This is a genomic window from Streptomyces sp. NPDC057702 (genome assembly GCF_042799315.1).
Taxonomy (GTDB): Bacteria; Actinomycetota; Actinomycetes; order Streptomycetales; family Streptomycetaceae; genus Streptomyces.
Genome location: NZ_JBHVJC010000012.1, coordinates 60,908 through 84,707, shown reverse-complemented (window position 1 = coordinate 84,707; position 23,800 = coordinate 60,908). Strand labels below are relative to the sequence as shown.

General features: G+C 73.9%; 19 protein-coding genes and 1 tRNA gene. 11 read left to right on the top strand and 9 right to left on the bottom strand.

Annotation, left to right across the window (positions count from 1 at the left end; translation table 11 throughout):
* Positions 1-4: 4 nt before the first annotated feature.
* Both ACFVFR_RS11250 and speB read right to left on the bottom strand, forming a co-directional pair.
* On the bottom strand, positions 5-385 hold the full coding sequence (locus ACFVFR_RS11250) for a hypothetical protein (protein ID WP_383699802.1): 381 nt from the start codon (positions 383-385) through the stop codon (positions 5-7).
* Positions 386-924: 539 nt separating this feature from the next.
* Positions 925-1,893 (bottom strand): agmatinase, encoded by a 969-nt coding sequence (gene speB, locus ACFVFR_RS11245; protein ID WP_383699800.1) that lies wholly within the window; start codon positions 1,891-1,893, stop codon positions 925-927.
* Between the two features lie 336 nt (positions 1,894-2,229).
* Between speB and ACFVFR_RS11240 the strand changes: the two genes are divergently transcribed.
* Entirely contained in the window at positions 2,230-3,039 is an 810-nt protein-coding gene (locus ACFVFR_RS11240; protein ID WP_383699798.1) for a phosphatase, read from the top strand.
* Positions 3,040-3,097: 58 nt separating this feature from the next.
* Here ACFVFR_RS11240 and ACFVFR_RS11235 read toward each other — a convergent pair whose 3' ends face one another.
* The 3 genes from ACFVFR_RS11235 to ACFVFR_RS11225 all read right to left on the bottom strand — a co-directional run bounded on the left by ACFVFR_RS11235 (position 3,098) and on the right by ACFVFR_RS11225 (position 6,394).
* Positions 3,098-4,003 (bottom strand): acyl-CoA thioesterase, encoded by a 906-nt coding sequence (locus ACFVFR_RS11235; protein ID WP_383699796.1) that lies wholly within the window; start codon positions 4,001-4,003, stop codon positions 3,098-3,100.
* A 19-nt stretch (positions 4,004-4,022) separates the two neighbouring features.
* Positions 4,023-5,180 carry an acyl-CoA dehydrogenase family protein gene (locus tag ACFVFR_RS11230; RefSeq protein WP_383699794.1) on the bottom strand — a complete coding sequence of 386 codons (1,158 nt, stop codon included), beginning with the start codon at positions 5,178-5,180 and terminating at the stop codon, positions 4,023-4,025.
* Between the two features lie 620 nt (positions 5,181-5,800).
* Complete coding sequence (locus ACFVFR_RS11225) at positions 5,801-6,394, bottom strand: TetR/AcrR family transcriptional regulator (protein ID WP_383699995.1); 594 nt, start codon at positions 6,392-6,394, stop codon at positions 5,801-5,803.
* Between the two features lie 120 nt (positions 6,395-6,514).
* Between ACFVFR_RS11225 and ACFVFR_RS11220 the strand changes: the two genes are divergently transcribed.
* The 7 genes from ACFVFR_RS11220 (at position 6,515) to glmS (ending at position 16,080) form a co-directional block, all read left to right on the top strand.
* The gene (locus ACFVFR_RS11220) at positions 6,515-8,161 is read left to right on the top strand and encodes a carboxyl transferase domain-containing protein (RefSeq protein WP_383699792.1); all 1,647 of its coding nucleotides are present in this window, start codon (positions 6,515-6,517) and stop codon (positions 8,159-8,161) included.
* A 226-nt stretch (positions 8,162-8,387) separates the two neighbouring features.
* Complete coding sequence (locus ACFVFR_RS11215; RefSeq protein ID WP_383699993.1) at positions 8,388-10,517, top strand: acetyl/propionyl/methylcrotonyl-CoA carboxylase subunit alpha; 2,130 nt, start codon at positions 8,388-8,390, stop codon at positions 10,515-10,517.
* Positions 10,514-11,479, top strand: a complete 966-nt coding sequence (locus tag ACFVFR_RS11210; RefSeq protein ID WP_383699790.1) for a hydroxymethylglutaryl-CoA lyase — start codon at positions 10,514-10,516, stop codon at positions 11,477-11,479. Before ACFVFR_RS11215 ends, ACFVFR_RS11210 begins: the two co-directional genes overlap by 4 nt.
* A 2-nt stretch (positions 11,480-11,481) precedes the next feature.
* Positions 11,482-12,648: an acyl-CoA dehydrogenase family protein gene (locus ACFVFR_RS11205; RefSeq protein ID WP_383699788.1), complete on the top strand. Its 1,167-nt coding sequence runs from the start codon at positions 11,482-11,484 to the stop codon at positions 12,646-12,648.
* 64 nt (positions 12,649-12,712) lie between these two features.
* Positions 12,713-13,621 (top strand): DUF4429 domain-containing protein, encoded by a 909-nt coding sequence (locus tag ACFVFR_RS11200; protein WP_383699786.1) that lies wholly within the window; start codon positions 12,713-12,715, stop codon positions 13,619-13,621.
* Between the two features lie 161 nt (positions 13,622-13,782).
* Complete coding sequence (locus ACFVFR_RS11195; protein ID WP_383699785.1) at positions 13,783-14,082, top strand: hypothetical protein; 300 nt, start codon at positions 13,783-13,785, stop codon at positions 14,080-14,082.
* Positions 14,083-14,259: 177 nt separating this feature from the next.
* Entirely contained in the window at positions 14,260-16,080 is a 1,821-nt protein-coding gene (gene glmS / locus ACFVFR_RS11190; RefSeq protein ID WP_383699783.1) for a glutamine--fructose-6-phosphate transaminase (isomerizing), read from the top strand.
* 674 nt (positions 16,081-16,754) lie between these two features.
* Here the strand turns inward: glmS and ACFVFR_RS11185 are convergent.
* A complete protein-coding gene (locus tag ACFVFR_RS11185) occupies positions 16,755-17,276 on the bottom strand; it encodes a universal stress protein (protein WP_277322084.1) in 522 nt (173 codons plus the stop codon).
* 1,397 nt (positions 17,277-18,673) lie between these two features.
* On the opposite strand from ACFVFR_RS11185, the gene ACFVFR_RS11180 reads away from it, so the two are divergent.
* From ACFVFR_RS11180 to ACFVFR_RS11170, 3 genes are all read left to right on the top strand, one after another.
* The gene (locus tag ACFVFR_RS11180) at positions 18,674-20,017 is read left to right on the top strand and encodes a helix-turn-helix domain-containing protein (protein WP_383699780.1); all 1,344 of its coding nucleotides are present in this window, start codon (positions 18,674-18,676) and stop codon (positions 20,015-20,017) included.
* Between the two features lie 4 nt (positions 20,018-20,021).
* The gene (gene orn / locus ACFVFR_RS11175) at positions 20,022-20,630 is read left to right on the top strand and encodes an oligoribonuclease (protein WP_383699778.1); all 609 of its coding nucleotides are present in this window, start codon (positions 20,022-20,024) and stop codon (positions 20,628-20,630) included.
* A 94-nt stretch (positions 20,631-20,724) separates the two neighbouring features.
* Positions 20,725-20,797: transfer RNA gene (locus ACFVFR_RS11170), tRNA-His, on the top strand.
* A 128-nt stretch (positions 20,798-20,925) separates the two neighbouring features.
* Here ACFVFR_RS11170 and ACFVFR_RS11165 read toward each other — a convergent pair.
* The 3 genes from ACFVFR_RS11165 to ACFVFR_RS11155 all read right to left on the bottom strand — a co-directional run bounded on the left by ACFVFR_RS11165 (position 20,926) and on the right by ACFVFR_RS11155 (position 23,788).
* The gene (locus tag ACFVFR_RS11165) at positions 20,926-21,150 is read right to left on the bottom strand and encodes a hypothetical protein (RefSeq protein WP_383699776.1); all 225 of its coding nucleotides are present in this window, start codon (positions 21,148-21,150) and stop codon (positions 20,926-20,928) included.
* 157 nt (positions 21,151-21,307) lie between these two features.
* A complete protein-coding gene (locus ACFVFR_RS11160) occupies positions 21,308-22,363 on the bottom strand; it encodes a LacI family DNA-binding transcriptional regulator (RefSeq protein ID WP_383699991.1) in 1,056 nt (351 codons plus the stop codon).
* Positions 22,364-22,807: 444 nt separating this feature from the next.
* Positions 22,808-23,788: a spermidine synthase gene (locus ACFVFR_RS11155; protein ID WP_383699774.1), complete on the bottom strand. Its 981-nt coding sequence runs from the start codon at positions 23,786-23,788 to the stop codon at positions 22,808-22,810.
* Between the last annotated feature and the right edge of the window lie 12 nt (positions 23,789-23,800).

Sequence of the window (23,800 nt, the reverse complement as noted above, 5' to 3'; positions counted from 1 at the left end):
GGGCCTACTCCTCGCCCTCCGCGTCATGGTCCGAGGCGTCGTCCGTCCACTCGTCGCCGACCTCGGGCGGTGCGCCGCCCTCCACCCGGCCCCGGTTCTCGCGCCAGGAGGCGATGCCCCGCTTGACCGCGTCGTACAGGGTCGACTCCCCGAGCTCGCCCAGCACGAAGACCAGCAACTCGACCACGCCACCCATCGGATGGCCGCCGTCGTCCGTGGCGGCGGCCGTCCGCGTCTCGATCCGAACCGTGCCCTCACGCGCCCACTTCTCCAGCGGCTGCTCCCGCTCCAGCCAGGCGCGCAGCGCGGCCACGTCGCGCCCGGTGTCGGCGCCGCTCAACCAGATCCGCAACGCCCGCCGCCGGCGCTCATCTCCTCGCGTCATAAGCGCCCATACTCGCACCGCTTTTACGGCACGTCAGAGACGTACGCGGTGAAGTGTGATCAGGCTGTAACCAGGGGGCGCTTTTCCGCGCGACCGCGGCCACATTATCTCGGGGTGCGGGGAATGCGGGCGAGGGAAAAATCCCGATCCCTGCCGCGTTGTTGCCCCCGTTCCCCAAGTGATCCGAGTGTCCCGCGTTACGCCAGGTCACCCGCCTACCCGAGTCACTTCGACACGCCGCCTCACCCCGGGTTCACGCCGCCGAGGAGACGGCGCGACGCGTCATACCCATCGCCTCGCAATCGGGCCAAGCGTCCCGACGACCGCGGCACAAGATCGCCTTATCCCGACCGTCGACTTTCCCCGCGCGCGCAAATGCGGGCCGCACTCCGGCGCGTACGGGAATTCCCCGACACTCCGTCGGGGAATTCACCTCCGACCCCGAATTCCCCGGCGCCGACCGGGACCCGGCCGGACAGACCCCGACACCGGGCCCCACCCGCGCCCCCAGCCCCGGGCCCTCGGGCCCTCGGGCCCGCCTAGCGGGACGCCGCGATCTGACGGGCCATGATCGTCGTCAGCTCGTACGCCGTGTGCGAGGCCGCGACCGAGGTGATCTCCGCGTGGTCGTACGCCGGGGCGACCTCGACCAGGTCGGCCGAGACCAGGTGGCAGTCGGCCAGGCCGCGCAGGATCTCCAGCAGTTCGCGGGAGGTGAGGCCGCCGGCCTCGGGCGTGCCGGTGCCGGGGGCGTGCGCCGGGTCGAGCACGTCGATGTCGATCGAGATGTACAGCGGGCGGTCGCCGATGCGCTGCCGCAACTGGTCGGCGACCTCGTCCACACCGCGCCGCATCACGTCGGCCGAGGTGACGATGCCGAAGCCCATCTTCGCGTCGTCGTCCAGGTCCTTCTTGCCGTACAGCGGGCCGCGCGTACCCACGTGGGAGAGCGCCGAGGTGTCCAGGACGCCCTCCTCGACCGCGCGGCGGAACGGCGTGCCGTGGGTGTACTCGGCGCCGAAGTAGGTGTCCCAGGTGTCCAGGTGCGCGTCGAAGTGCAGCAGCGCGACCGGGCCGTGCCGCTTGGCGACCGAGCGCAGCAGCGGCAGCGCGATGGTGTGGTCGCCGCCGAGGGTCATCAGCCGGGCGCCGGTGGCCAGCAGGTCGTCCGCCGCCGCCTCGACGGTCTCGACGGCCTCGTTGATGTGGAACGGGTTGGCGGCGATGTCACCCGCGTCGGCGACCTGCGCCAGCGCGAAGGGCGACGCGTCCTGCGCCGGGTTGTAGGGGCGCAGCAGGCGCGACGCCTCGCGGATGGCGTTGCCACCGAAGCGGGCGCCGGGCCGGTAGGAGACTCCGCTGTCGAAGGGGACGCCGACCACGGCCACGTCCGCGCTGCCGCCCACCTCGTCGAGGCGCGGCAGCCGCGCGAAGGTGGCGGGCCCGGCGAAGCGGGGCACACGGGACGAGTCGACGGGGCCCACGGGCTCCGGGGTGGCGCTGCTCATGCGACGGCCTCTCCATCTCTCTCCAGGCGGTACGGCGCCCCGCCGCACCCTGCCGACGGCCCCACCCGCACGCGGGCCGGGAGCCCGGCATGACCGACATGTACGATGCGCCGGCGCTCACGGCGGAGCCGGTGGACCGACGGCTCCTGGAGGGTACGGCCCGCGCGCGGCGCCGCGACATGTACGTTCCGAAGCGGGCCCCGGGGCGTTTGCGCCACGGCGTCCATGACGCCGGTCACGTACGCCGCCGGCGCATACCGCATACGGGGCGCTCCGGGCGCCTGGCCCTCGCGTATTGATCAGACGTTCAGCCCGTCTCGGACCGCGCGCGGCACAATGGTCAGCATGCCGATACCCAGCCCCGCGCCCGACCGGGCCGAATTGGTCGACCATCTGGTCCGTACCCGCATCGCGGGCAATGTCGCCACCCCCCGTGAGAACAACCTCTCCCACTACCGCAAGCTGGCGAACGGCGACCGTCACTACTGGCTCGGTCTGGAACTCGGTGACCGCTGGACCGACGAGCAGGACGTGCTGGCCGTGATGGCCGAGCGGTGCGGCGTGATCGACGACCCCGAGCACCGCGCGGGCCAGGACACCATCGACCCCGAGCTGACCGTGGACGGGCTGGACCGCAAGGCGGCCGTGCTGCGCAAGGCGGCGGAGAGCCAGAGTCGCGTCCTGTTCGCCACCGGACACCCCGGCGGCCTCATCGACGTCCACCGGGCCGTGGCGGCGGGGCTGCGCGCGGTGGGCTGCGAGATCGTGGAGATCCCCGGCGGGCTCCAGGCCGACGAGGGCTTCGTCTTCCAGTTCGCGGACGTGGCGATGCTGGAGCGCGGCGCCACCCTGTGGCACACCCACTCCCCCGAGCCGATGAACGCCATCCTGGACGGCCTCACCCGGGAGGGCCGCCCGCTGCCCGATCTGGTGGTGGCCGACCACGGCTGGGCCGGCCGCGCGGGCCAGCGCGGCATCGACGCCGTCGGGTACGCGGACTGCAACGACCCGGCGTTGTTCATCGGCGAGGCCGAGGGCACCCTCGCGGTGACGGTGCCCCTGGACGACCACGTCACCAACCCGCGCTTCTACGACCCGATGACGGCCTACCTGCTGGACGCGGCGGGCCTGCCGGCGCTCCCGTAGGACACCGCCGCGCCCCACCGGCCCGCGCCCCGCGTGGCGCACCGCCCGCCCGGCCCGCTCACGAGGCGGCCCGGTCGGCGCGGGGTCGGGGCGTGCGGATCAGCCCCTCCTGGATGACCGACACGGCCAGGTGACCGTCGGCCGTGTAGATGCGGCCCTGGCCCAGGCCCCGGCCGCCGGCGGAGGACGGGCTCTCCTGGTCGTACAGCAGCCACTCGTCCGCGCGGAAGGGCCGGTGGAACCACATCGCGTGGTCCAGGCTGGCGCCCACCACGTCGCCGACGACCCAGCCGCCCCGGCCGTGCGCGAGCAGGATCGAGTCGAGCAGCGTCATGTCGGAGACGTAGGTGACCAGGCAGAGGTGGAGCAGCGGGTCGTCGTGGGGACCGTCGAGCTTGCCCCGGGTGCGGAACCACACCTGCGAGCGCGCCTCGCGCACCCGGCCGGCGCTGACGAACGGCGGGTCCGCCACGTACCGCAGGTCCACCGCCTCCCGGGCCGCGATCAGCCGGGGGATGACGGTGGGGTCGGGAAGCCGGTCGGCGTGCCGGGCCAGCGTCTCCTCGGCGGTCGGCAGGGTCAGCGGGTCGGGGGCGGGCGGCATGTCCGCCTGGTGGTCCAACCCCTCCTCGACCTGCTGGAAGGAGGCGGAGAGGTGGAAGATCGGCCGCCCGTGCTGGACGCCGACCACCCGCCGGGTGGTGAAGGACAGCCCGTCGCGGATGCGGTCCACGGTGTAGACGATGGGCGCGCCGGGGTCGCCGGGGCGTAGGAAGTAGGCGTGCAGCGAGTGCGGCGGCCGGTCGGCCGGCACCGTGCGGCCGGCGGCGACCAGTGCCTGGGCGGCGACCTGGCCGCCGAAGACGCGGGGCACCAGGGAGGTGCGGCTGGTGCCCCGGAAGATGTCCCGGTCGACGCGTTCCAGGTCGAGCAGGTCCAGCAGGTCGGTCAGTGCCTCGTTCACGGCGGCGCTCCGAACCCGCCTACAGGCCCATGGACTTGGCGATGATGGAGCGCATGACCTCGCTGGTGCCGCCGTAGATGCGGCTGACGCGGGTGTCCGCGTACAGCCGGGCGATGGGGTACTCGGTCATGTAGCCGTAGCCGCCGTGCAGTTGCAGGCACTTGTCGATGACGACGGCCGCCCGCTCGGTGGTGAACAGCTTGGCGGAGGCGGCGTCGGCGGCGGTCAGTTCGCCCGCGTCGTGCGCCTCCAGCGCGCGGTCCACGACCGCCTGGAGCGCGTCCACGTCGGCCTTGCAGTCGGCGAGCACGAACTTGGTGTTCTGGAAGGAGGCCACCGACTTGCCGAAGACCTCGCGCTCCTGGACGTAGCGCTGGGCGAACTCGACGGCGGCGGCGGCCTGCGCGTACGCGCCCACGGCGATGCCCAGGCGCTCCTGGGGCAGGTTCTGCCCCAGGTAGGAGAACGCCCGGCCCTCCTCACCGAGCCGGTCCGCGACGGGCACCCGCACGTCGGAGAAGAAGAGTTCGGCGGTGTCGGAGGTCTTCAGGCCCAGCTTGTCGAGCTTGCGGCCGACCGTGTACCCCGCCGACGTGGCGTCCACGACCAGCAGCGTGATGCCCGCCCGGCGGTCCTCGGGGGTCGGCGGGGCCGTGCGCGCGCAGACGATGACCCGGTCGGCGAGCACGCCGCCGGTGATGAAGGTCTTGGCGCCGTTGAGCACGTAGTGCGTGCCGTCGGCCGACAGCGCGGCGGTGGTCTTCATGCCGGCCAGGTCCGAGCCGGTGCCGGGCTCGGTCATGGCGATGGCCGTCATCATCTCGCCGGTCACGAACGGCGGCAGCCAGCGCCGCTTCTGCTCCTCGGTGGCGTACGCGAGGAGGTAGGGCAGGCAGAGCGCGGTGTGCACGTTGGAGCCGCCGAAGCTCACGCCGGCCCGCGCGCACTCCTCGATGACGACGGCGTGGAACTTGAAGCTGGTCTCGCCCGCCCCGCCGTACTCCTCGGGCACCTCGATACCGAAGACGCCCAGCTCACCAAGGGTGCGGTAGAAGTCGCGGGGGACCTGACCGGCCTCGATCCACTGGTCGTAGACCGGCACGACCTCGGCCGCGACGAAGTCGCGGATGGTCCGCCGGAACGCCTCGTGGTCCTCGTCGAACACCGTACGGCGCACGCTTGCCTCCCTGGGTGCGGTGGAACTCCCCCGACCAGCCGGCAGGCGCCAGGGGCTCACGTGGGCGCGGTCGCCGGCCCCGCGCGACCCCGCGTCGGCCGGCCACGGGAACCCGCCCCGGGACGATCACCGACCCGGAGACCCCGGAGGCGGACTAAGCGCTCGCTCAGAAAAGTTACCTGCGGGTTGCACGGACTGTCCAGGGCTGACCCGACCCCCACGCCAGGGGGCCGCGCGGCGCGCGGAGGCGCCCAGGTCGACACTCGACGCGTCCCGCCCGACACCCGGTGCGGCCCCGCCCGGCGTCGCGGAGGGGGCGGGAAAGCGGCCCGGCTGGCGCGACGGGGCACGGGGGCACCCGGTCGGCGTAACGGGTCGACCGCCGGCCCGCTCGGCCCGGCGGCGCGGGTGGGGGCGCCCGGTCGGCGTGATGGGCGGCGCCGGCACGAGGGGCGACGGCCGGCCCGAGGGAGGGGGCGACGTCTCGGGAGAGGTACGGGGTGAGTGACGGGACGCGAACCCGCGACACCAGGCGGCGGGGTGTCCCACGCGCCACGGGCGACGGGCGCGTGGGCCGCCGCGCGTCGGCGCAGGCGTCGGCTCCCGGCCGGGTGGCCCGCTCAGAGCGCGGCCAGCGCCCCGTGGGCCAGGCGGCGCAGCAGGGCGGCGGTGGCGTCGCGGCCGGGCAGCGAGGGGGCCTGGCCGAGGTGGGGGGTGGAGTTGAGCAGCCCGAAGACGGCGTGCACGGCGGCCCGGACCTGGCCTTCCGAGGCGTCCGGGTGCAAGGTGCGGACGACCTCCACCCACAGTTCGACGTATTGCCGCTGGAGCTGGCGCACCAGCTTGCGGTCGCTCTCGCGGAGCTGGCCGAGCTCGCGGTCGTGCAGGACGATCAGCGGGCGGTCATCCAGGGCGAAGTCGATATGCCCGTCGATGAGCGAGCCGAGCACGGTCGCGGCGTCGGCCGACGCCTCGGCGGCGGCGCTCACCCGCCGCTTGCCACCGGCCAGCAGCCGCTCGCTGATGCCCACCAGGAGCTCGGCGAGCATCGCGTCCTTGCCGGCGAAGTGCCGGTAGAGCCCCGGGCCGCTGATGCCGACGGCGGCCCCGATCTCGTCGACGCCCACACCGTGGAAGCCGCGCGCGGCGAAGAGCCGGGCGGCCTCGGCGAGGATCTGCTCCCGCCGGGTCGGGGCGGGGGCCTGCGTGCTCAGAACTGGTTCACTCACCCGGCCATTCTAGACAGCGACGTTAGTGGCCGTTAACCTGAGAGCAACAGTTAACGCTCATTAACTGAGCAGGCTCAAACCTACCGAGCAAGGGGGCTCGACGGCATGGGGCAGGCACCAGTGCTGGCCAGCGGCGTCGATCCGACGTCGGACGCCTGGCAGGCGAACGAGGCGGCGCACCGGGAACTGGCGGCGACGCTGCGCGAGAAGCTCGCGGTGGCGCGGTTGGGCGGCGGCGAGCGCGCCCGCGCGCGCCACACGGCGCGCGGCAAGCTGCTGCCACGCAAGCGGGTCGACGCGCTGCTCGACCCGGGATCGCCCTTCCTGGAGCTGGCCCCGCTGGCGGCGGACGGGCTGTACGACGGGCAGGCGCCGGCCGCCGGCGTCATCGCGGGCGTGGGCCGGGTCGCGGGCCGCGAGGTGGTGGTGGTCGCCAACGACGCCACCGTCAAGGGCGGTACGTACTACCCGATGACGGTCAAGAAGCACCTGCGCGCCCAGGAGGTCGCGCTGGAGAACCGGCTGCCGTGCCTGTACCTGGTGGACTCCGGCGGCGCGTTCCTGCCGATGCAGGACGAGGTCTTCCCCGACCGCGACCACTTCGGGCGGATCTTCTACAACCAGGCGCGGATGTCCGGCGCGGGCATCCCGCAGATCGCCGCCGTCCTCGGCTCCTGCACGGCCGGCGGCGCGTACGTGCCGGCCATGAGCGACGAGGCGGTCATCGTCCGTGGCCAGGGCACGATCTTCCTGGGCGGCCCGCCGCTGGTGAAGGCCGCCACCGGCGAGGTCGTCACGGCCGAGGAACTGGGCGGCGGCGAGACGCACTCCAAGGTCTCCGGCGTCACCGACCACCTCGCCGAGGACGACGCACACGCCCTGCGCATCGTGCGCACCATCGTCTCCACCCTGCCCGAGCGCGGCCCGCTGCCCTGGTCGGTCGAGCCGGTGCGGGAGCCGGTGGTCGATCCGGCGGGGCTCTACGGCGCGGTCCCCACGGACTCGCGTACGCCCTACGACGTGCGCGAGGTCATCGCCCGCACGGTCGACGGCTCGGAGTTCCAGGAGTTCAAGGCCGAGTTCGGCACCACGCTGGTCACCGGCTTCGCGCGCATCCACGGACACCCGGTCGGCATCGTCGCCAACAACGGCATCCTCTTCTCCGAGTCCGCCCAGAAGGGCGCCCACTTCATCGAGCTGTGCGACCAGCGCGGCATCCCGCTGGTCTTCCTCCAGAACATCTCGGGCTTCATGGTCGGCAAGCAGTACGAGGCCGGTGGCATCGCCAAGCACGGCGCCAAGATGGTGATGGCCGTGGCCTGCGCGCGGGTACCGAAGCTGACGGTGGTCGTCGGCGGCTCCTACGGCGCCGGCAACTACTCGATGTGCGGGCGGGCCTACGGGCCGCGCTTCCTGTGGATGTGGCCCAACGCCAAGATCTCGGTGATGGGCGGCGAGCAGGCCGCCTCGGTGCTGGCGACCGTCAAGCGCGACCAGCTGGAGGGGCGCGGCGAGCAGTGGAGCCAGGAGGACGAGGAGTCCTTCCGCGCCCCGGTCCGCGCCCAGTACGAGGAGCAGGGCAACGCGTACTACGCCACGGCCCGGCTGTGGGACGACGGGGTCATCGACCCGCTGGAGACCCGCACGGTCCTGGGCCTGGCACTGACCGCCTGCGCGAACGCGCCACTGCCCGGCACCCCCGCCTTCACCAGCCCGGACGCCGCCCCCGGCTACGGCGTCTTCCGGATGTGAGGGGAGCGCCATGACGCGTACGGACCCAGCGGCGCGCACCGCGACCGGCCCGGCCGACAGCGACCGGGCCAGCACCGGAGCGGCCACCCCGGCCCCGACGGCCACCCCCACGGCCAGCACGGCGCGGGCGAGCACACAGACGACGGACGGGGGCGCCGGACAGCCGGCGGCCCACCACAGGCCCGGCCCGGCAGCCGGGCGGGAGGCGGAGCGGGTGACAGCGGCGATGTTCGACACCGTGCTGGTCGCGAACCGAGGCGAGATCGCGGTCCGGGTCATCCGTACCCTGCGCGAACTCGGGGTGCGGTCGGTGGCCGTCTACAGCGACGCGGACGCGGACGCCCGGCACGTGCGCGAGGCCGACACGGCCGTGCGCATCGGCCCGGCGGCGGCGTCCGAGAGCTACCTGTCCGTCGAGCGGCTGTTGGAGGCCGCGGCGCGCAGCGGCGCCCAGGCGGTCCACCCGGGGTACGGGTTCCTCGCCGAGAACGCCGCCTTCGCCCGCGCCTGCGCGGACGCCGGGCTGATCTTCATCGGCCCGCCCGCCGAGGCCATCGAGCTGATGGGCGACAAGATCCGGGCCAAGGAGACGGTGCGGGCGGCCGGTGTGCCGGTGGTGCCCGGCTCCTCGGGCAGCGGCCTCAGCGACGACCAGCTCATCGACGCGGCCCGCGAGATCGGCACCCCCGTCCTCCTCAAGCCCTCCGCCGGCGGCGGCGGCAAGGGCATGCGGCTGGTGCGGGACGAGACGGTGCTGGCCGAGGAGATCGCGGCGGCCCGCCGCGAGGCGCGCGGCTCCTTCGGCGACGACACGCTGCTGGTGGAGCGCTGGGTGGACCAGCCCCGGCACATCGAGATCCAGGTGCTGGCCGACGGGCACGGCAACGTCGTCCACCTCGGCGAGCGCGAGTGCTCGCTCCAGCGCCGCCACCAGAAGATCATCGAGGAGGCGCCGAGCCCCTTCCTGGACGAGGCCACCCGCTCCGCGATGGGTCAGGCGGCGGTCCAGGCGGCACGCTCGTGCGGGTACACCGGCGCGGGCACGGTCGAGTTCATCGTGCCGGGCGCCGGCGACGGCGGACGACAGGCGGCCCCGGGCGACTACTTCTTCATGGAGATGAACACCCGACTCCAGGTCGAGCACCCGGTCACCGAGCTGGTCACCGGCCTGGACCTGGTCGAGTGGCAACTGCGGGTGGCCGCCGGCGAACCGCTGCCCCTGACCCAGGAGGACATCACGCTGAGCGGGCACGCCGTGGAGGCCCGGATCTGCGCCGAGACCGTACGCGCCACGGCCGACGGCGAGCGCGTGGACTTCCTCCCCTCCGCCGGCACGGTGACCGCGCTCGGCGAACCCGCCGGCGAGGGCGTACGCGTGGACTCCGGCCTGTCGGCGGGCAGCGAGGTGGGCACGGCGTACGACCCGATGCTCGCCAAGGTCATCGCCTACGGGCCGGACCGGGCCACCGCGCTGCGTCGGCTGCGGGCGGCGCTGGCCGAGACGACCGTGCTCGGCCTGGACACCAACACCGGCTTCCTGCGCCGTCTGCTGGCCCACCCCGACGTGGTCGCCGGCGCGCTGGACACCGGCCTGGTGGACCGGGAGGCCGCCGCGCTGACGCCGACCCAGGTGCCGCCGGAGGTGTACGGGGCCGCCGCGCTGCTGCGGCAATCCGCCCTGGAGCCGGCCGCGCCGGCGGCCGGCACCTGGACCGACCCGTTCTCGCTGCCCACCGGCTGGCGGCTGGGCGGGCCCGGCGCGGCGACCGCCCACCCGCTGCGCGTGCCCGGCCACGACCCGGTCGGCGTACGGGTGCGGGGGCGGGCGCACGACGCCGAGGTCAGCGTGGCCGAGGGCCCGTGGGTCCGGGCCCGGCTGGTGGCCACGCGCGAGACGGCGGGCGCCGCCCGGGTACTGGTCGAGTGGGACGGGCTGACCCACGCGTTCGCCCACGCGGCCGGGGACGGCGCGGCCGGCTCCTGGCTGGCCCGCGACGGCGACACCTGGCACGTGGCCGACCACGACCCGGTGGAGGCCGCGCTGCGCGGCGCCGGCGCGGGCGGCGGCGCGGGCGCCCTGACCGCCCCGATGCCGGGCACCGTCACCGTCGTCAAGGCCGCCGTCGGCGACAGCGTCGTCGCCGGCCAGGGCCTGCTGGTGGTGGAGGCGATGAAGATGGAGCACGTCATCGCCGCCCCGCACGACGGCACGGTCACCGAGCTGGACGTGACGCCCGGCAGCACGGTGGCCATGGACCAGGTGCTGGCCGTGGTCGCCCCGCACGAGGCGGCCGAGCCCGACACGGACGGGCCGCGGGCCACCGCCCCCGCCGAGAGCCGAGGAGGCACGCGATGATCGACGGACTGCCGATGGCCGTCCCCGCGCCGGGGCTGCCCGCGCGGGTGCGCATCCACGAGGTGGGCGCGCGCGACGGCCTCCAGAACGAGAAGGCGATCGTGCCCGTCGAGGTCAAGGCGGAGTTCGTCCGCCGCCTCGCCGACGCCGGCCTGACCACCATCGAGGCCACCAGCTTCGTCCACCCCAGGTGGGTGCCCCAACTGGCCGACGCCGAACAGCTCATGCCCCTGCTGGCCGGGCTCGACCAGCGGCCCGGGGTCGACGGCGCGGCCCTGCGACTGCCGGTCCTGGTGCCCAACGAACGGGGCCTGGAGCGGGCGCTGGCGCTCGGCGTGCGCGAGATCGCCGTCTTCGGCAGCGCCACCGAGTCCTTCGCCAAGGCCAACCTGAACCGCACCGTGGACGAGTCGCTGGCCATGTTCGCGCCGGTGGTCGCCCGGGCCCGGGACGCCGGCGCGCACGTGCGCGGCTACCTGTCGATGTGCTTCGGCGACCCCTGGGAGGGCCCGGTGCCGCTGGCCAGGGTCGCCGACGTCAGCCGCCGCCTGCTCGACCTGGGCTGCGACGAACTGAGCCTGGGCGACACCATCGGCGTCGCCACTCCCGGCCACGTCACGGCGCTGCTGAACGAGCTCAACGCCGTGGGGGTGCCGACCGAGCGGATCGGCGTGCACTTCCACGACACCTACGGCCAGGCCCTGGCCAACACCCTCGCCGCGCTCCAGCACGGCGTGACCACCGTCGACGCCTCCGCGGGCGGCCTCGGCGGCTGCCCGTTCGCCAAGAGCGCCACCGGCAACCTCGCCACCGAAGACCTCGTGTGGATGTTGCACGGCCTTGGCATCGAGACCGGGGTCGACCTCGGCCAGCTCACCGCCACCAGCGTGTGGATGGCCGACCAGTTGGGGCGCCCGAGCCCCTCGCGAACCGTTCGCGCCCTCTCCCACAAGGAGGCATAGCCATGTCCCTCGACCACCGCCTGTCCGCCGACCACGAGGACCTGCGCAAGACCGTCGAGTCCTTCGCGCACGACGTCGTCGCCCCGCGGATCGGCGAGTACTGGGAGAACCACCAGTTCCCGTACGAAATCATCCGCGAGATGGGCCGGATGGGCCTGTTCGGGCTGCCCTACCCCGAGGAGTACGGCGGCATGGGCGGCGACTTCCTCGCCCTGTGCCTGGCCATCGAGGAACTGGCCCGCGTCGACTCGTCGGTGGCCGTCACACTGGAGGCCGGCGTCTCGCTCGGCTCCATGCCGCTGTTCCTCTACGGCACCGAGGAGCAGAAGCGCGCCTGGCTGCCCGACCTGTGCTCGGGCGCGGCGCTCGGCGCCTTCGGCCTGACCGAGCCGGGCGGCGGCTCGGACGCGGGCGGCACCCGCACCACGGCCACCCTGGACGAGGAGCGCGGCGAGTGGGTGATCAACGGCACCAAGTGCTTCATCACCAACTCGGGCACCGACATCACCTCGCTGGTCACCGTCACCGCCGTCACCGGCCGCAAGCCCGACGGCCGCCCGCTGATCTCCTCGATCATCGTGCCCGCCGGCACCCCCGGCTTCACCGTCGGCGCCCCGTACTCCAAGGTCGGCTGGAACGCCTCCGACACCCGCGAACTGTCCTTCGACGACTGCCGGGTGCCGGCCGCCAACCTGCTCGGCGAGCGCGGCCGGGGCTACGCCCAGTTCCTGCGCATCCTCGACGAGGGCCGCATCGCCATCTCCGCGCTGGCCACCGGCCTCGCCCAGGGCTGTGTGGACGAGTCCGTGGCGTACGCCAAGACCCGCGAGGCGTTCGGCAAGCCGATCGGCGCCAACCAGGCCATCCAGTTCAAGCTGGCCGACATGGAGATGCGCGCCCACACCGCCCGCGTGGCCTGGCGGGACGCGGCCTCGCGGATGGCGCACGGCGAGTCCTTCAAGAAGGAGGCGTCGCTGGCCAAGCTCTACAGCTGCGACGTGGCGGTCACCAACGCCCGCGAGGCCACCCAGGTGCACGGCGGGTACGGCTTCATGAACGAGTACCCGGTGGCCCGCATGTGGCGCGACTCCAAGATCCTGGAGATCGGCGAGGGCACCAGCGAGGTCCAGCGCATGCTGATCGCCCGCGAGCTGGGCCTGGAGGCGTAGGGCCGCACGGGCCGGGCCGGCGGCACATCCCGCCGGCCCGGCCCCGCGTGGAAGAATCCCGCCCATGGCGGAGATCATCCAAAAGGACGGCACCTGGACCTTCGACGGGGAGGCCGTACGGATCGTGCCGGGGCGCGACAAGAGCGTCGGGCTCGCCCGGCAGGCCCTGGGCGAACTGGTGGTGCCCCTCCAGGCGCTGAGCGGCATCGCCTTCGAGACCGGGCGCAAGGCGGGGCGGCTGCGGCTGCGCCCGCGCGAGGGCAGCGACCCGCTGCTCCAGGCGGTGGGTGGCCAGTTGCCCGACGCCGCCGACCCGTACCAGCTGGCCGTGGAACCGGACCGCTCCGGCGTCGCCGAGTACTTCGTGGACGAGGTGCGCAACGCGCTGCTGCTGGAGCAGGTGCCCACCGCGCCCTGTGACCGGTACCTGCTGCCCGGCCCCTCGGTGCCGCTGTCGGCCACCGCGGGCGACGCCACCGCCTCCTTCGACGGCGAGACCATCCGCCTGGAGTGGAACTGGAAGACCGAGGAGTCCAAGAAGTCCTCCGGCACCCAGACCTTCTCCCTGGCGGACGTGGACGCCGTGGAGTGGCTGTGGCCGGGCGGGCTGGAGAACGGCTACCTGCGCTTCGTCATCGCCAAGGCCACCACCAAGGCCCCGCCGAAGTACGACCCGCGCGCCGTGGAGCTCTACGGCTTCAAGAAGGACCCGCTGATGGCGCTGGTCGCGGCGGCGGTGACCGCCCGCATGCCGCACCCGGCCGCCCCGCCCGCGCCGGCCCCCGCGCCGGCCGGCCTCCCGACCGCCGCCGCCCCCGCCCTGCCGGGCCCGGCCGCCCCGGGCGCGACCGGCGACAGTGATCACGACGCGCTGCTGCGCCGCCTGCGCGAGCTGGGCGAGCTGCACCGCGAGGGGATACTCACCGACGAGGAGTTCACCGCCGCCAAGCAGGCCGTGCTGCGCCGCTTCTAGCCCCGCCATCGGGCCGCCCGCGCCTCCGCCGCCGCCTCGGGGGCGCGCGCCCGGCCTCTCCCGTCCCACCGCTGGGCCACTTGCCCGCACTTTCACCCGTCGCCTGCCCGATATCGGGCAGGATTCTTGCGAAACCCGCCGCCGCCGCGCAGTATCAACGGGTGCTCGATCGCCGCAGCCGAAGTACCGACGCCAGCCCGACCTCCCATGACGACCTCGTCGACCACCTTGTGCGCAGCTCCCCGCTGGGCCGTGGCGAGGCCGCCCGGGTGGTACTGGAGGTGCTGGCGTACTTCGACGAGACGACGGAGGAGTTCGTCCGACGCCGCCACCGCGAGCTCCAGTCGGCGGGGCTGACGAACGCGGACATCTTCGAGCGGATCGAGACCGAGCTGCCCCACCGAGCGGTGGCGCCGCCCGCGCTCTCGCTCCGCCAACTCCGCCGCATCGTCTACGGCTGAACACCGGCGCGGCGACGCGAACGACACCGGAGAGCGGGGCCCGCGCCCTCACGCGAGAGCCCCCGCGCCGGTCGCCGGGCCACGGGCCCGGCGGGCCCCGCGCACCCGTGCGCGACCCGCCGCGGCCCGGAGGCCGGCGACCGCTCCGGCATCCCACCAGACGAAAAGGAACCGATCATGTGCGGCATCGTCGGATACATCGGCAAGCGTGACGTGGCACCCCTGCTCCTTGAGGGCCTCCAGCGCCTGGAGTACCGGGGCTACGACTCGGCGGGCATCGCCATCCACGCCGGCGGCAAGACCGGCGGCGTCAAGACCGCCAAGGCCAAGGGCCGGGTCCGCGAACTGGAGGACCGCCTGCCCAAGCGCTTCGCCGGCACGGTCGGCGTCGCCCACACCCGCTGGGCCACCCACGGCGCGCCCAACGACGTCAACGCCCACCCGCACCAGGACGTGGACGGCAAGGTCGCCATCGTCCACAACGGCATCATCGACAACGCCGCCGCGCTGCGCACCCGCCTTGAGGCCGAGGGCGTGGCCTTCGAGTCCGACACCGACTCCGAGGTGCTCGCCCACCTCGTCGGCCGCTCCGGCGCCGCGACCCTGGAGGAGAAGGTCCGCGAGGCGCTGCGACTGATCGAGGGCACCTACGGCGTGGCCGTGCTGCACGCCGACTTCCCCGACCGCATCGTCGCCGCCCGCAACGGCTCGCCCGTGGTGCTGGGCATCGGCGAGAAGGAGATGTTCGTCTCCTCCGACGTCGCGGCCCTGGTCAGCCACACCCGCCAGGTCGTCACGCTGGACGACGGCGAGATGGCCACCCTCAAGGCCGACGACTACCGCACCTACACCACCGAGGGCAGCCGCACCTCCGCGTCGCCGACCACCGTGGAGTGGGAGGCCGAGTCGTACGACATGGGCGAGCACGACACGTACATGCACAAGGAGATCTGCGAGCAGCCCGAGGCCGTGGACCGGGTGCTGCGCGGACGCATCGACGACCGGTTCTCCACCGTCCACCTCGGCGGCCTGAACCTGGACGCCCGCGAGGCGCGCGGGGTGCGCCGGGTGAAGATCCTGGGCTGCGGCTCGGCGTACCACACGGGCCTGATCGGGGCGCAGTTGATCGAGGAGCTGGCGCGCATCCCGGCCGACGCGGAGCCGGCGAGCGAGTTCCGCTACCGCAACGCCGTCGTCGACCCCGACACGCTCTACATCGCGGTCAGCCAGTCCGGCGAGACCTACGACACGCTCGCCGCCGTTCAGGAGTTGAAGCGAAAGGGCGCACGCGTCCTGGGCGTGGTCAACGTCGTCGGCAGCGCCATCGCCCGCGAGACCGACGGCGGCGTGTACGTCCACGCGGGCCCGGAGGTGTGCGTCGTCTCCACCAAGTGCTTCACCAACACCGCCGTCGCCTTCGCCCTGCTCGCCCTGCACCTGGGCCGCATCCGCGACCTGTCCGTCGCCGACGGCAAGCGCATCATCGCCGGGCTGCGCAAGCTGCCCGAGCAGATCGCCGAGGTGCTGCGCGGCGAGGAGGAGATCAAGAAGCTGGCGGGGCTGTACGCGGGCGCCCGGAGCATGATGTTCATCGGCCGGGTGCGCGGCTACCCGGTGGCCCGCGAGGCGTCCCTGAAGCTCAAGGAGGTCAGCTACGTGCACGCCGAGGCCTACCCCGCCTCCGAGCTCAAGCACGGCCCGCTGGCGCTCATCGAGCCCGAGGTGCCCACCGTCGCCGTCCTGCCCGACGACGACCTGCTGGACAAGAACCGGGCGACGCTGGAGGAGATCAAGGCCCGCAGCGGGCGCATCCTGGCCGTCGCCCACCAGGAGCAGGAGAAGGCGGACCACACGATCGTGGTACCCCGCAACGAGGTCGAGCTCGACCCCATCCTGATGGGCATCCCGCTCCAACTGCTCGCCTACCACACGGCGTTGGCCCTCGGTCGGGACATCGACAAGCCGCGCAACCTCGCCAAGTCCGTCACGGTGGAGTAGCCGGCGCCCCCGACGCGGGCCCGCGCCCGGGGAGTTCGGGCAGGTGGTATCCCCCGCGTGCCACCCCGCGTGCGGGAGGCCACCTCCCCGGCGCCGACGTCGCCCCTACGCCGCCCGTCGGGGACCGTCACCCCCGAGGGGTGGCGGGCTGGCCCCCGCCGCGCGCCGGTCGTGCCGCGTGCCGGGTGGGTACCCGTCACCCACGCACCCTCCACCTCCGTGCGCGGCCGACCCGCCAGCGCCGGTGTCCCCGCACGCGCCACGGACCCACCCGTCGTCGCGGGAGCAACCGTTCGCGTGCCGGGCCGGCGCACCCCCGGACCGCCCCGAACCGCCGGCCACCCGCCCCGGCTCCCCCGGGCGACCCCGCTCGCACCGCGTCGCCGCGCGCCCCCGGGCAGCCCCGGGAGCGCGCGAGGGGGCGCCGAACGCGCAGTCGCACCCCAGGCCGCCGGACCACGCCAGAAAACAGCCGGAAACCGCCCCCCGCGCTGGCCGCACCCCACCGGGCGTGCCTACCCGCCCGGCCCGGTCCGGCGGGGCACTCCGGCAGGGCGCGGGCGGCACGGGGGCCTGGACGGCGCGGCGACCGGAGCCGACAGGCCCCGGCTCCCCGTCCCGGCCGCACGGGCGGGCGGGACGGGGAGCCGGGCGGGACGGTGGCGGGGAGGGCGCTACGGGATGACCACGACCGGGCGCTGCGCACGACGTGCGAGCCGCCCGGCGACGGAGCCGAAGATGCGGCCCACCAGCCCGTGCGTGGAGCCCACGACGATGGCGTCGGCCGCGTACTCCCGACCGACCTCCTCCAGCTCGTGGCAGATGTCCCCGCCGCGCTCGACAAGGATCCACGGGACCTCGGAGAGGTGGTCCGCGCAGGCCAGTTCGAGGCCGAGCACCTCGGTGCGGTGGTCGGGGACGTCGACGAAGACGGGTGGTTCACAGCCGGCCCACACGGTGGTGGGCAGGCGGTTGGCGACGTGCACGATGATCAGGCCGGAGCCGGAACGGCGGGCCATGCCGATGGCGTAGGCCAGTGCGCGTTCACTGGACGTCGAGCCGTCGAAGCCGACCACCACTCCGTGCTGGAACGCCGGATCGCAGGGATGACGCGTCTCTTCCGCCGCTTCGGGGTGCGCCGTCGAGTCGGCGACCCGCTTGCGGTCCGCGGGTTCGGGGATTTCGTAACCGGCCATCTGTTGTCTCGGCGAAGAAAGTCCTGTTGCGGAGGGGTTCGGCGGGGGCTACTTGCGGTGGACGGCGGACTGTGGGAACGGAACGGCGACACCGGACTCAAATCGTCCGGGATTCACCTTTCCAACCCCTTACCCCCAAGGGTACGGCGCCAGTCGCCCCCTGCCCAGGGACCACCTCGGAAGGGGCCGGCCCCGGCGGGCTTCATCGGAGCATGCCGGAGGGTGGCGCAGAGTGCAATGCCCCAAGTGGCCCCCCGGCGTACGCCGTGCAGTGACCCGACGGCCAACAGGACGTTGTAGTACCCACCAGCCGCCCCCCGGAGGGACTCGCGCCCCAGGAAGGGAGACTTCGTGCCTCGACTCGGCGCGCATACCCCCGTTGGCCCCTCCGCCGCCACGTCGGCCACACCCGGGGCCTCGCACTCAACCCCGGACGCCACCACCGCCTCCGCACCCCCACGCGCCCCCGCTCTCCCCCCGCACCCGTTCACCCCACAGGCTGACTCCGCGCACTCCTCCCCCAACTCACCCTCCACCCCCGGGCCACCCTCCCGCGCCGCGAGCCCCGCCCGCCCCACGGCTCCCGAGGCGCCGGCGGCCACCCGCGCGCGACTGTTCACCGCGCCACGCGTCACCGGGGCCGACCCACGGTCGGCGCCGCGTGTCACACCGCGCGCCGAGGCCCTCCCGCCGACCCGCCTCGCGTGCCCGTGCGCGGGCCCGGCGTGCACGGGCGAACGGCCGGGTTCCGTCGCCCCGGGCGACCGGGTCGGCTGGGGGGTCTTCGGGTGGGCACTGGTGCCGGTGGCCCTCCTCCTGTGCGGGGCCTCCCTGGGCGGTGCGGCGGGCATCGCGCTGGGGCTCGCCACGGTGACCGCAACCTGCCGTGCGCTGCTGCGACGGGCCGAACGGCGCACGGCGCGAATGACCGACGAACGCCTGCGCGCGGTGCGCGCGCGGCGGGGTCGTACGGCACCCGTTGGGCCCCGTGTTGACGACCCGTCCGGTGCTCCTACGTCGGTCGACTGACGCGATCGTACGTTTGCGGCCAACGGTTTTCGGCCAACTTCGGAACAAGTTGTCCCTGTAGTCGAAGACCCCGTCAAACTCGCGTCTGACCAGCTAGGAAAGGAGTGTTGGGGGTCCGTACCCCCTACGGGGAGTGGGCAACGGCGAAAGGCGCACTTCCCAGCGGGGCCCACGAGTGCAACGCTTCGTGATCGAATGCTTTACGCCAAGTTGTCATGTCGACTTACGGGCGAGTGGTGAACTGGTCACGGTGACCACACGCGACACAGTAGATTCGATCTTGGCCATGACCGGCGGGGGAACCGTTCAGGACCGAGGGGAAACGTGCAGGACCGAGAGGACGCGACCACCCAGGGGGGCTTAGTTCCATGAGCCAGGACTCCACAACCGTACCGGAGGCCGCCCGAAAGCTCTCCGGACGCCGCCGCCGGGAGATCGTCGCAGTGTTGCTCTTCAGCGGCGGCCCCATTTTCGAGAGCTCCATACCGCTCTCCGTCTTCGGCATCGACCGGCAGGACGCCGGCGTCCCCCGCTACCGATTGCTGGTGTGCGCGGGCGAAGACGTACCGCTTCGCACCACGGGCGGACTCGAACTGACCGCACCGTACGGCTTGGAGGCCCTCTCACGAGCGGGCACCGTCGTCGTACCGGCCTGGCGGTCGATCACCCAGTCGCCACCCGCGGCGGCGCTCGACGCACTGCGCCGCGCGCACGAGGAGGGCGCCCGCATCGTCGGGCTGTGCACCGGCGCCTTCGTGCTCGCGGCGGCCGGGCTACTCGACGGACGGCCAGCGACGACGCACTGGATGTACGCGCCGACGCTCGCCAAGCGCTACCCGTCGGTCCACGTGGACCCACGGGAGTTGTTCGTGGACGACGGAGACGTGCTGACATCGGCGGGCACCGCCGCCGGTATCGACCTGTGCCTCCACGTCGTGCGCACGGACCACGGCGCCGACGCGGCCGGGGCGCTGGCCCGCCGGCTCGTCGTACCACCCCGTCGCTCGGGCGGGCAGGAACGCTATCTGGACCGGACGCTGCCGGAGGAGATCGGCGCCGACCCGCTGGCCGAGGTCGTGGCCTGGGCGCTGGAACACCTCCACGAACAGTTCGACGTCGAAGCGCTCGCGGCACGCGCGTACATGAGCCGACGGACCTTCGACCGGCGCTTCCGCTCGCTCACTGGGAGCGCTCCACTCCAGTGGCTGATCACCCAGCGGGTGCTCCAGGCGCAACGGCTCCTGGAGACCTCCGACTACTCGGTGGACGAGGTCGCCGGGCGCTGCGGGTTCCGCTCGCCGGTGGCCCTGCGCGGGCACTTCCGGCGGCAGCTCGGCTCGTCCCCCGCGGCGTACCGGGCGGCGTACCGGGCGCGCCGGCCACAGGGTGGGCCCGCCGACCGCTCCGAGCGGCACGAGCGCGCCGAGCGGCCGGACCTGATCGAGCCCCGCCCCGGCGAGTCGGTGCCGGTCCGGCGCGCGTCCATGGCCGCCGCGGGCGTCCACGGCGGCCCGGCCGGCGCCACGGCGCTCGCCCACGGCGGCATGGCGCACACCGGCATGAACCACGGTGGCCCACCGCACGGCGGGCCGGGGCACGGCGAGCCCGGCAAGCCCGACTCGGACGCCTACGCCCCACGGCTGCCCGAGCAGTCGACCCGTACCCCTGGCCGCGCCACCCTGCCCGGCCAGCGGGAACGCCCCGTAGGGTGACGGCATGAACGATCGCATGGTGTGGATCGACTGCGAGATGACCGGCCTCTCGCTGTCCGACGACGCGCTCATTGAGGTGGCCGCGCTGGTCACCGATTCCGAACTGAACATCATCGGCGACGGTGTGGACATCGTGATCCGTCCGCCCGCCGAGGCGCTGACCACCATGCCGGACGTGGTGCGCGAGATGCACACCGCGTCCGGGCTGCTCGACGAGCTGGCCGGCGGCACCACGCTCGCCGACGCCGAGCAGCGGGTCCTGGCGTATGTGAAGGCCCACGTGCCGGAGCCGGCCAAGGCCCCGCTGTGCGGAAACTCGGTGAGCACCGACCGGGGCTTCCTGCTGCGTGACATGCCGACGCTGGAGGGTCACCTCCACTATCGGATCGTCGACGTGTCATCGATCAAGGAGTTGTCCCGCCGCTGGTATCCGCGGGCCTACTTCAACAGCCCCGAGAAGAACGGCAACCACCGAGCCCTCGCCGACATCCGGGAGAGCATCGCGGAACTGCGCTACTACCGCGAGGCGGTCTTCGTCCCGCAGCCGGGCCCGGACTCGGACACGGCCAAGGCGATCGCGGCCAAGCACGTCCTGCCCGCGCCACAGGCGTGAGGCGGCTCGCTCCCGGCTCCCGATAAGCCGGGAGCGAGCACCCCTTCGGACCCTGTACACTTTTTCTCGGCCGGCAAGGAAAGCGCCGGTCATGGTGGGTATAGCTCAGCTGGTAGAGCACCTGGTTGTGGTCCAGGATGTCGCGGGTTCGAGTCCCGTTACTCACCCTGATAGATCAAGGGCCCCAATCCGCCAAGGCGGATTGGGGCCCTTGTGTGTAAGTGAAGCGGCCGGGTCCCCGTGCACGTGTCGCCAGCGGAGTACGCCAGCGGCTGCGCGATCCGCGCGGGCCGGGTCAGTCGGCGGGGGCCGGCCAGTGGTCCATGTCGCCGCCGCGCCACTCGATCTGGTCGGGGTTGTCCAGCGTCACGTCGTCCGGGTCCTCGATGCCGGCCCGGCGCAGGAACTCGGCGACATCGCCCCGGCCGTGGGCCAGGCCGACGATGACGCCACGGATCGTGACGCGCCGCCCGCCCGAGGCGGAGGGCGGATGGACGATCACCGGCGGATGCTCAACCATGGTTCCAGCGTGCGCCCCGGGCCCGACGGTCGCACATCGGGCCCGCGCCGGCCGCCTCACGGCCCCCGCGCCGGCACGACACCGCCCCCGTACGACACCGCGCCCGCGAGGCGGGGACCTCGCGGGCGACGGGGCGGGGCGCGGTGGGGCCGGGCGGTCAGGAGGAGTCGCGGGGGACGAGCCTGGCGGGCAGCACCAGGTGGGGGCGGGGCGGCGGGGTCTGGGTCGTGGCCTCGCGGGTCGCCATCTGCTCCAGCAGGACGCGGGCCATCGCGCGACCCATCTCCTCCGTCGCCTGCCGGACGCTGGTCAGCGGCGGGTCCATGTGTCGGGCCACGGGCGAGTCGTCGTAGCCGACGAGGGCCACGTCGTCGGGCACCTTGCGGCCGTGCTCGCGCAGCACGCGGCGGGCGCCGGCGGCCATGACGTCCGAGGCGGCGAAGACCGCGTCCAGGTCCGGGCGGCGCTTCAGAAGGGCGGTCATCGCCCGCCGGCCGCCCTCCTCGGTGAAGTCGGCCCACTCGACCAGATCGGGCGGGCGGGGGAGGTCGGCGGCCTCCAGGGCCTCGCGGTAGCCGTCGAGGCGGCACTGGGCCGTGTACATGTCGAGCGGTCCGGTGATGGTGGCGATCGTCCGCCGGCCCCGCTCGGCGAGGTGGGTGACGGCCGAGCGCGCGCCGCCGAGGTTGTCGGAGTCGACGTAGGCGACGGCCTCGCGGGCCGAGCGTCGGCCGCCGAGCACGGCCGGCATGTCGATCTGGTCCAGCACGTCCGGCAGCGGGTCGGCGGCGTGCGCCGAGATCATCAGGACGCCGTCCACGCGGTGGGCGGCCAGGTAGTCGGCCAGCCGCTGCCGCTCCTTGGCGGTACGGACGAGGGTGAGCAGCAGTTGCAGGTCGGTGTCGGCGAGTTCGCAGGCCACGCCCCGGATGATGTCCGAGAAGTACGGCTCGGCGAAGAGCCTGGTCTCCGGCTCGGGGATGACTAACGCGACGGCGTCGGCCCGGTTGGCCGCGAGCGCGCGGGCCGCGCGGTGGGGCACGTACCCCAGGTCGGCGACGGCCTGTTCGACCGCGGCACGGGTCCGGTCGCTCACCCGGGGCGAACCGTTGATCACCCGGGACGCGGTGCCTCGGCCCACTCCCGCCCGCGCGGCGACCTCCTCCAGGGTGGGTCTGCTCCGCCCGGCGTCCCGCCGCCTGCCCGCCGCCATCCCTATCTCCCCCCTCATGCGTCGGACCCCTCCCTCACGCCGACGATCGCTAGACATTCAACAACAGTCAGATGTCGGCAGCCGCGCCACGCGTACGACCGCGCGGCCCTGATCTGCGCCAATGCTTCAACTCCTCACAACAAGAGGCCGCTTGGGGACTGGAGTGTGTTCACAACTCACCGACACGCCCCGCTCCCCGGCCCCTCCCCCGGCCCGTCCGTACGCGAGTTCTCCCCCTTCCGCGGCGGGTCACGCGCGACGAAACCAGGCAGTAACGTGTCCGCTCGTCCCGCGCCGGGCCGGCGCCCAGCCCGGGGCGCACGCGGGCGCACGGCGGGGCGTGGCGCGGTGGGCGCGGCCGGACCACGGCGGCGGAGCCTCCGGGGGCGCGCGGGGGCGGGGGGCGCTGGGGCCGGAGGGGGCGGGTCCGCGTTCCCGGTGGGGCTAGTCGAAGGCGGTGGCGGGCGGGGCGGGGGACGCGGTGGCGTCCGCGTCGGCGACCGGGCGCGCGCCGCCGGTGAAGTCGGCCAGGGCGCGGCCGTGTTCGACCCGGGCCGGGTGTGGGTCGCTGGCCGCGCGGCGGGTCAGCTCCGCCACGGGCAGCGTGGTGTCGCCGGCCAGCAGGACGGCGTTGCCAAAGCGTCGCCCGCGCAGCACCGCGGGGTCGGCGGTCAGGCAGGTCTCGGCGAACACGGCGCGGGCGGTGGCCACTTGGGAGCGCAGGTGGGCGAGCGGGGCGCCGTCGGCGATGTTGGCCGCGTAGAGCCCGCCGGGGCGCAGCGCGCGGCGCGCCTGTTCGAGGAACTCGACGCTGGTCAGGTGCGCGGGGGTGCGGGCGCCGCTGAAGACGTCCGCGATGATCAGGTCGGCCCAGCCGTCGGGCACCCGGTCGAGGCCCGCGCGGGCGTCGACGCCGCGCACCCGGATGCGCCAGGTGGCCTCCAGCGGCAGCGCGCGGCGTACGAAGTCGACCAGCGGGCCGTCCACCTCCATGACCTGCTGGGTGGAACGGGGGCGGGTGGCGGCGACGTAGCGGGCCAGGGTGAAGGCGCCGCCCCCCAGGTGCACGGCCTGGATCGGCCGGCCCGGGGGTGCGACCAGGTCGGCGATGTGGCCGAGCCGGCGCTGGTACGAGAAGTCGAGGTAGCGGGGGTCGTCGAGGTCGACGTGGGACTGCGGGGCGCCGTCGATCAGCAGGGTGTGTCCGCGCGGCCGGTCGCGGTCCGGGCGGAGTTCCGCGTGGCCGCCGTCCACGCGCGCGCTGAGCGGCTCGCCGGCGCGGGCCCGCCCCCGTGCGCGCTCCCCGCGCGCCCCGCCCGGGGGCTCCGTCGCGTCGCCGGCCGGCTCGGCCGGGGCGCTCCGCCCTCGGCGCGACCGCCCGGCCCGCTCCGTGTCGCCCTGCCGTCCGCGCTTGCCTCGTGCCATCCGGCCAGTATC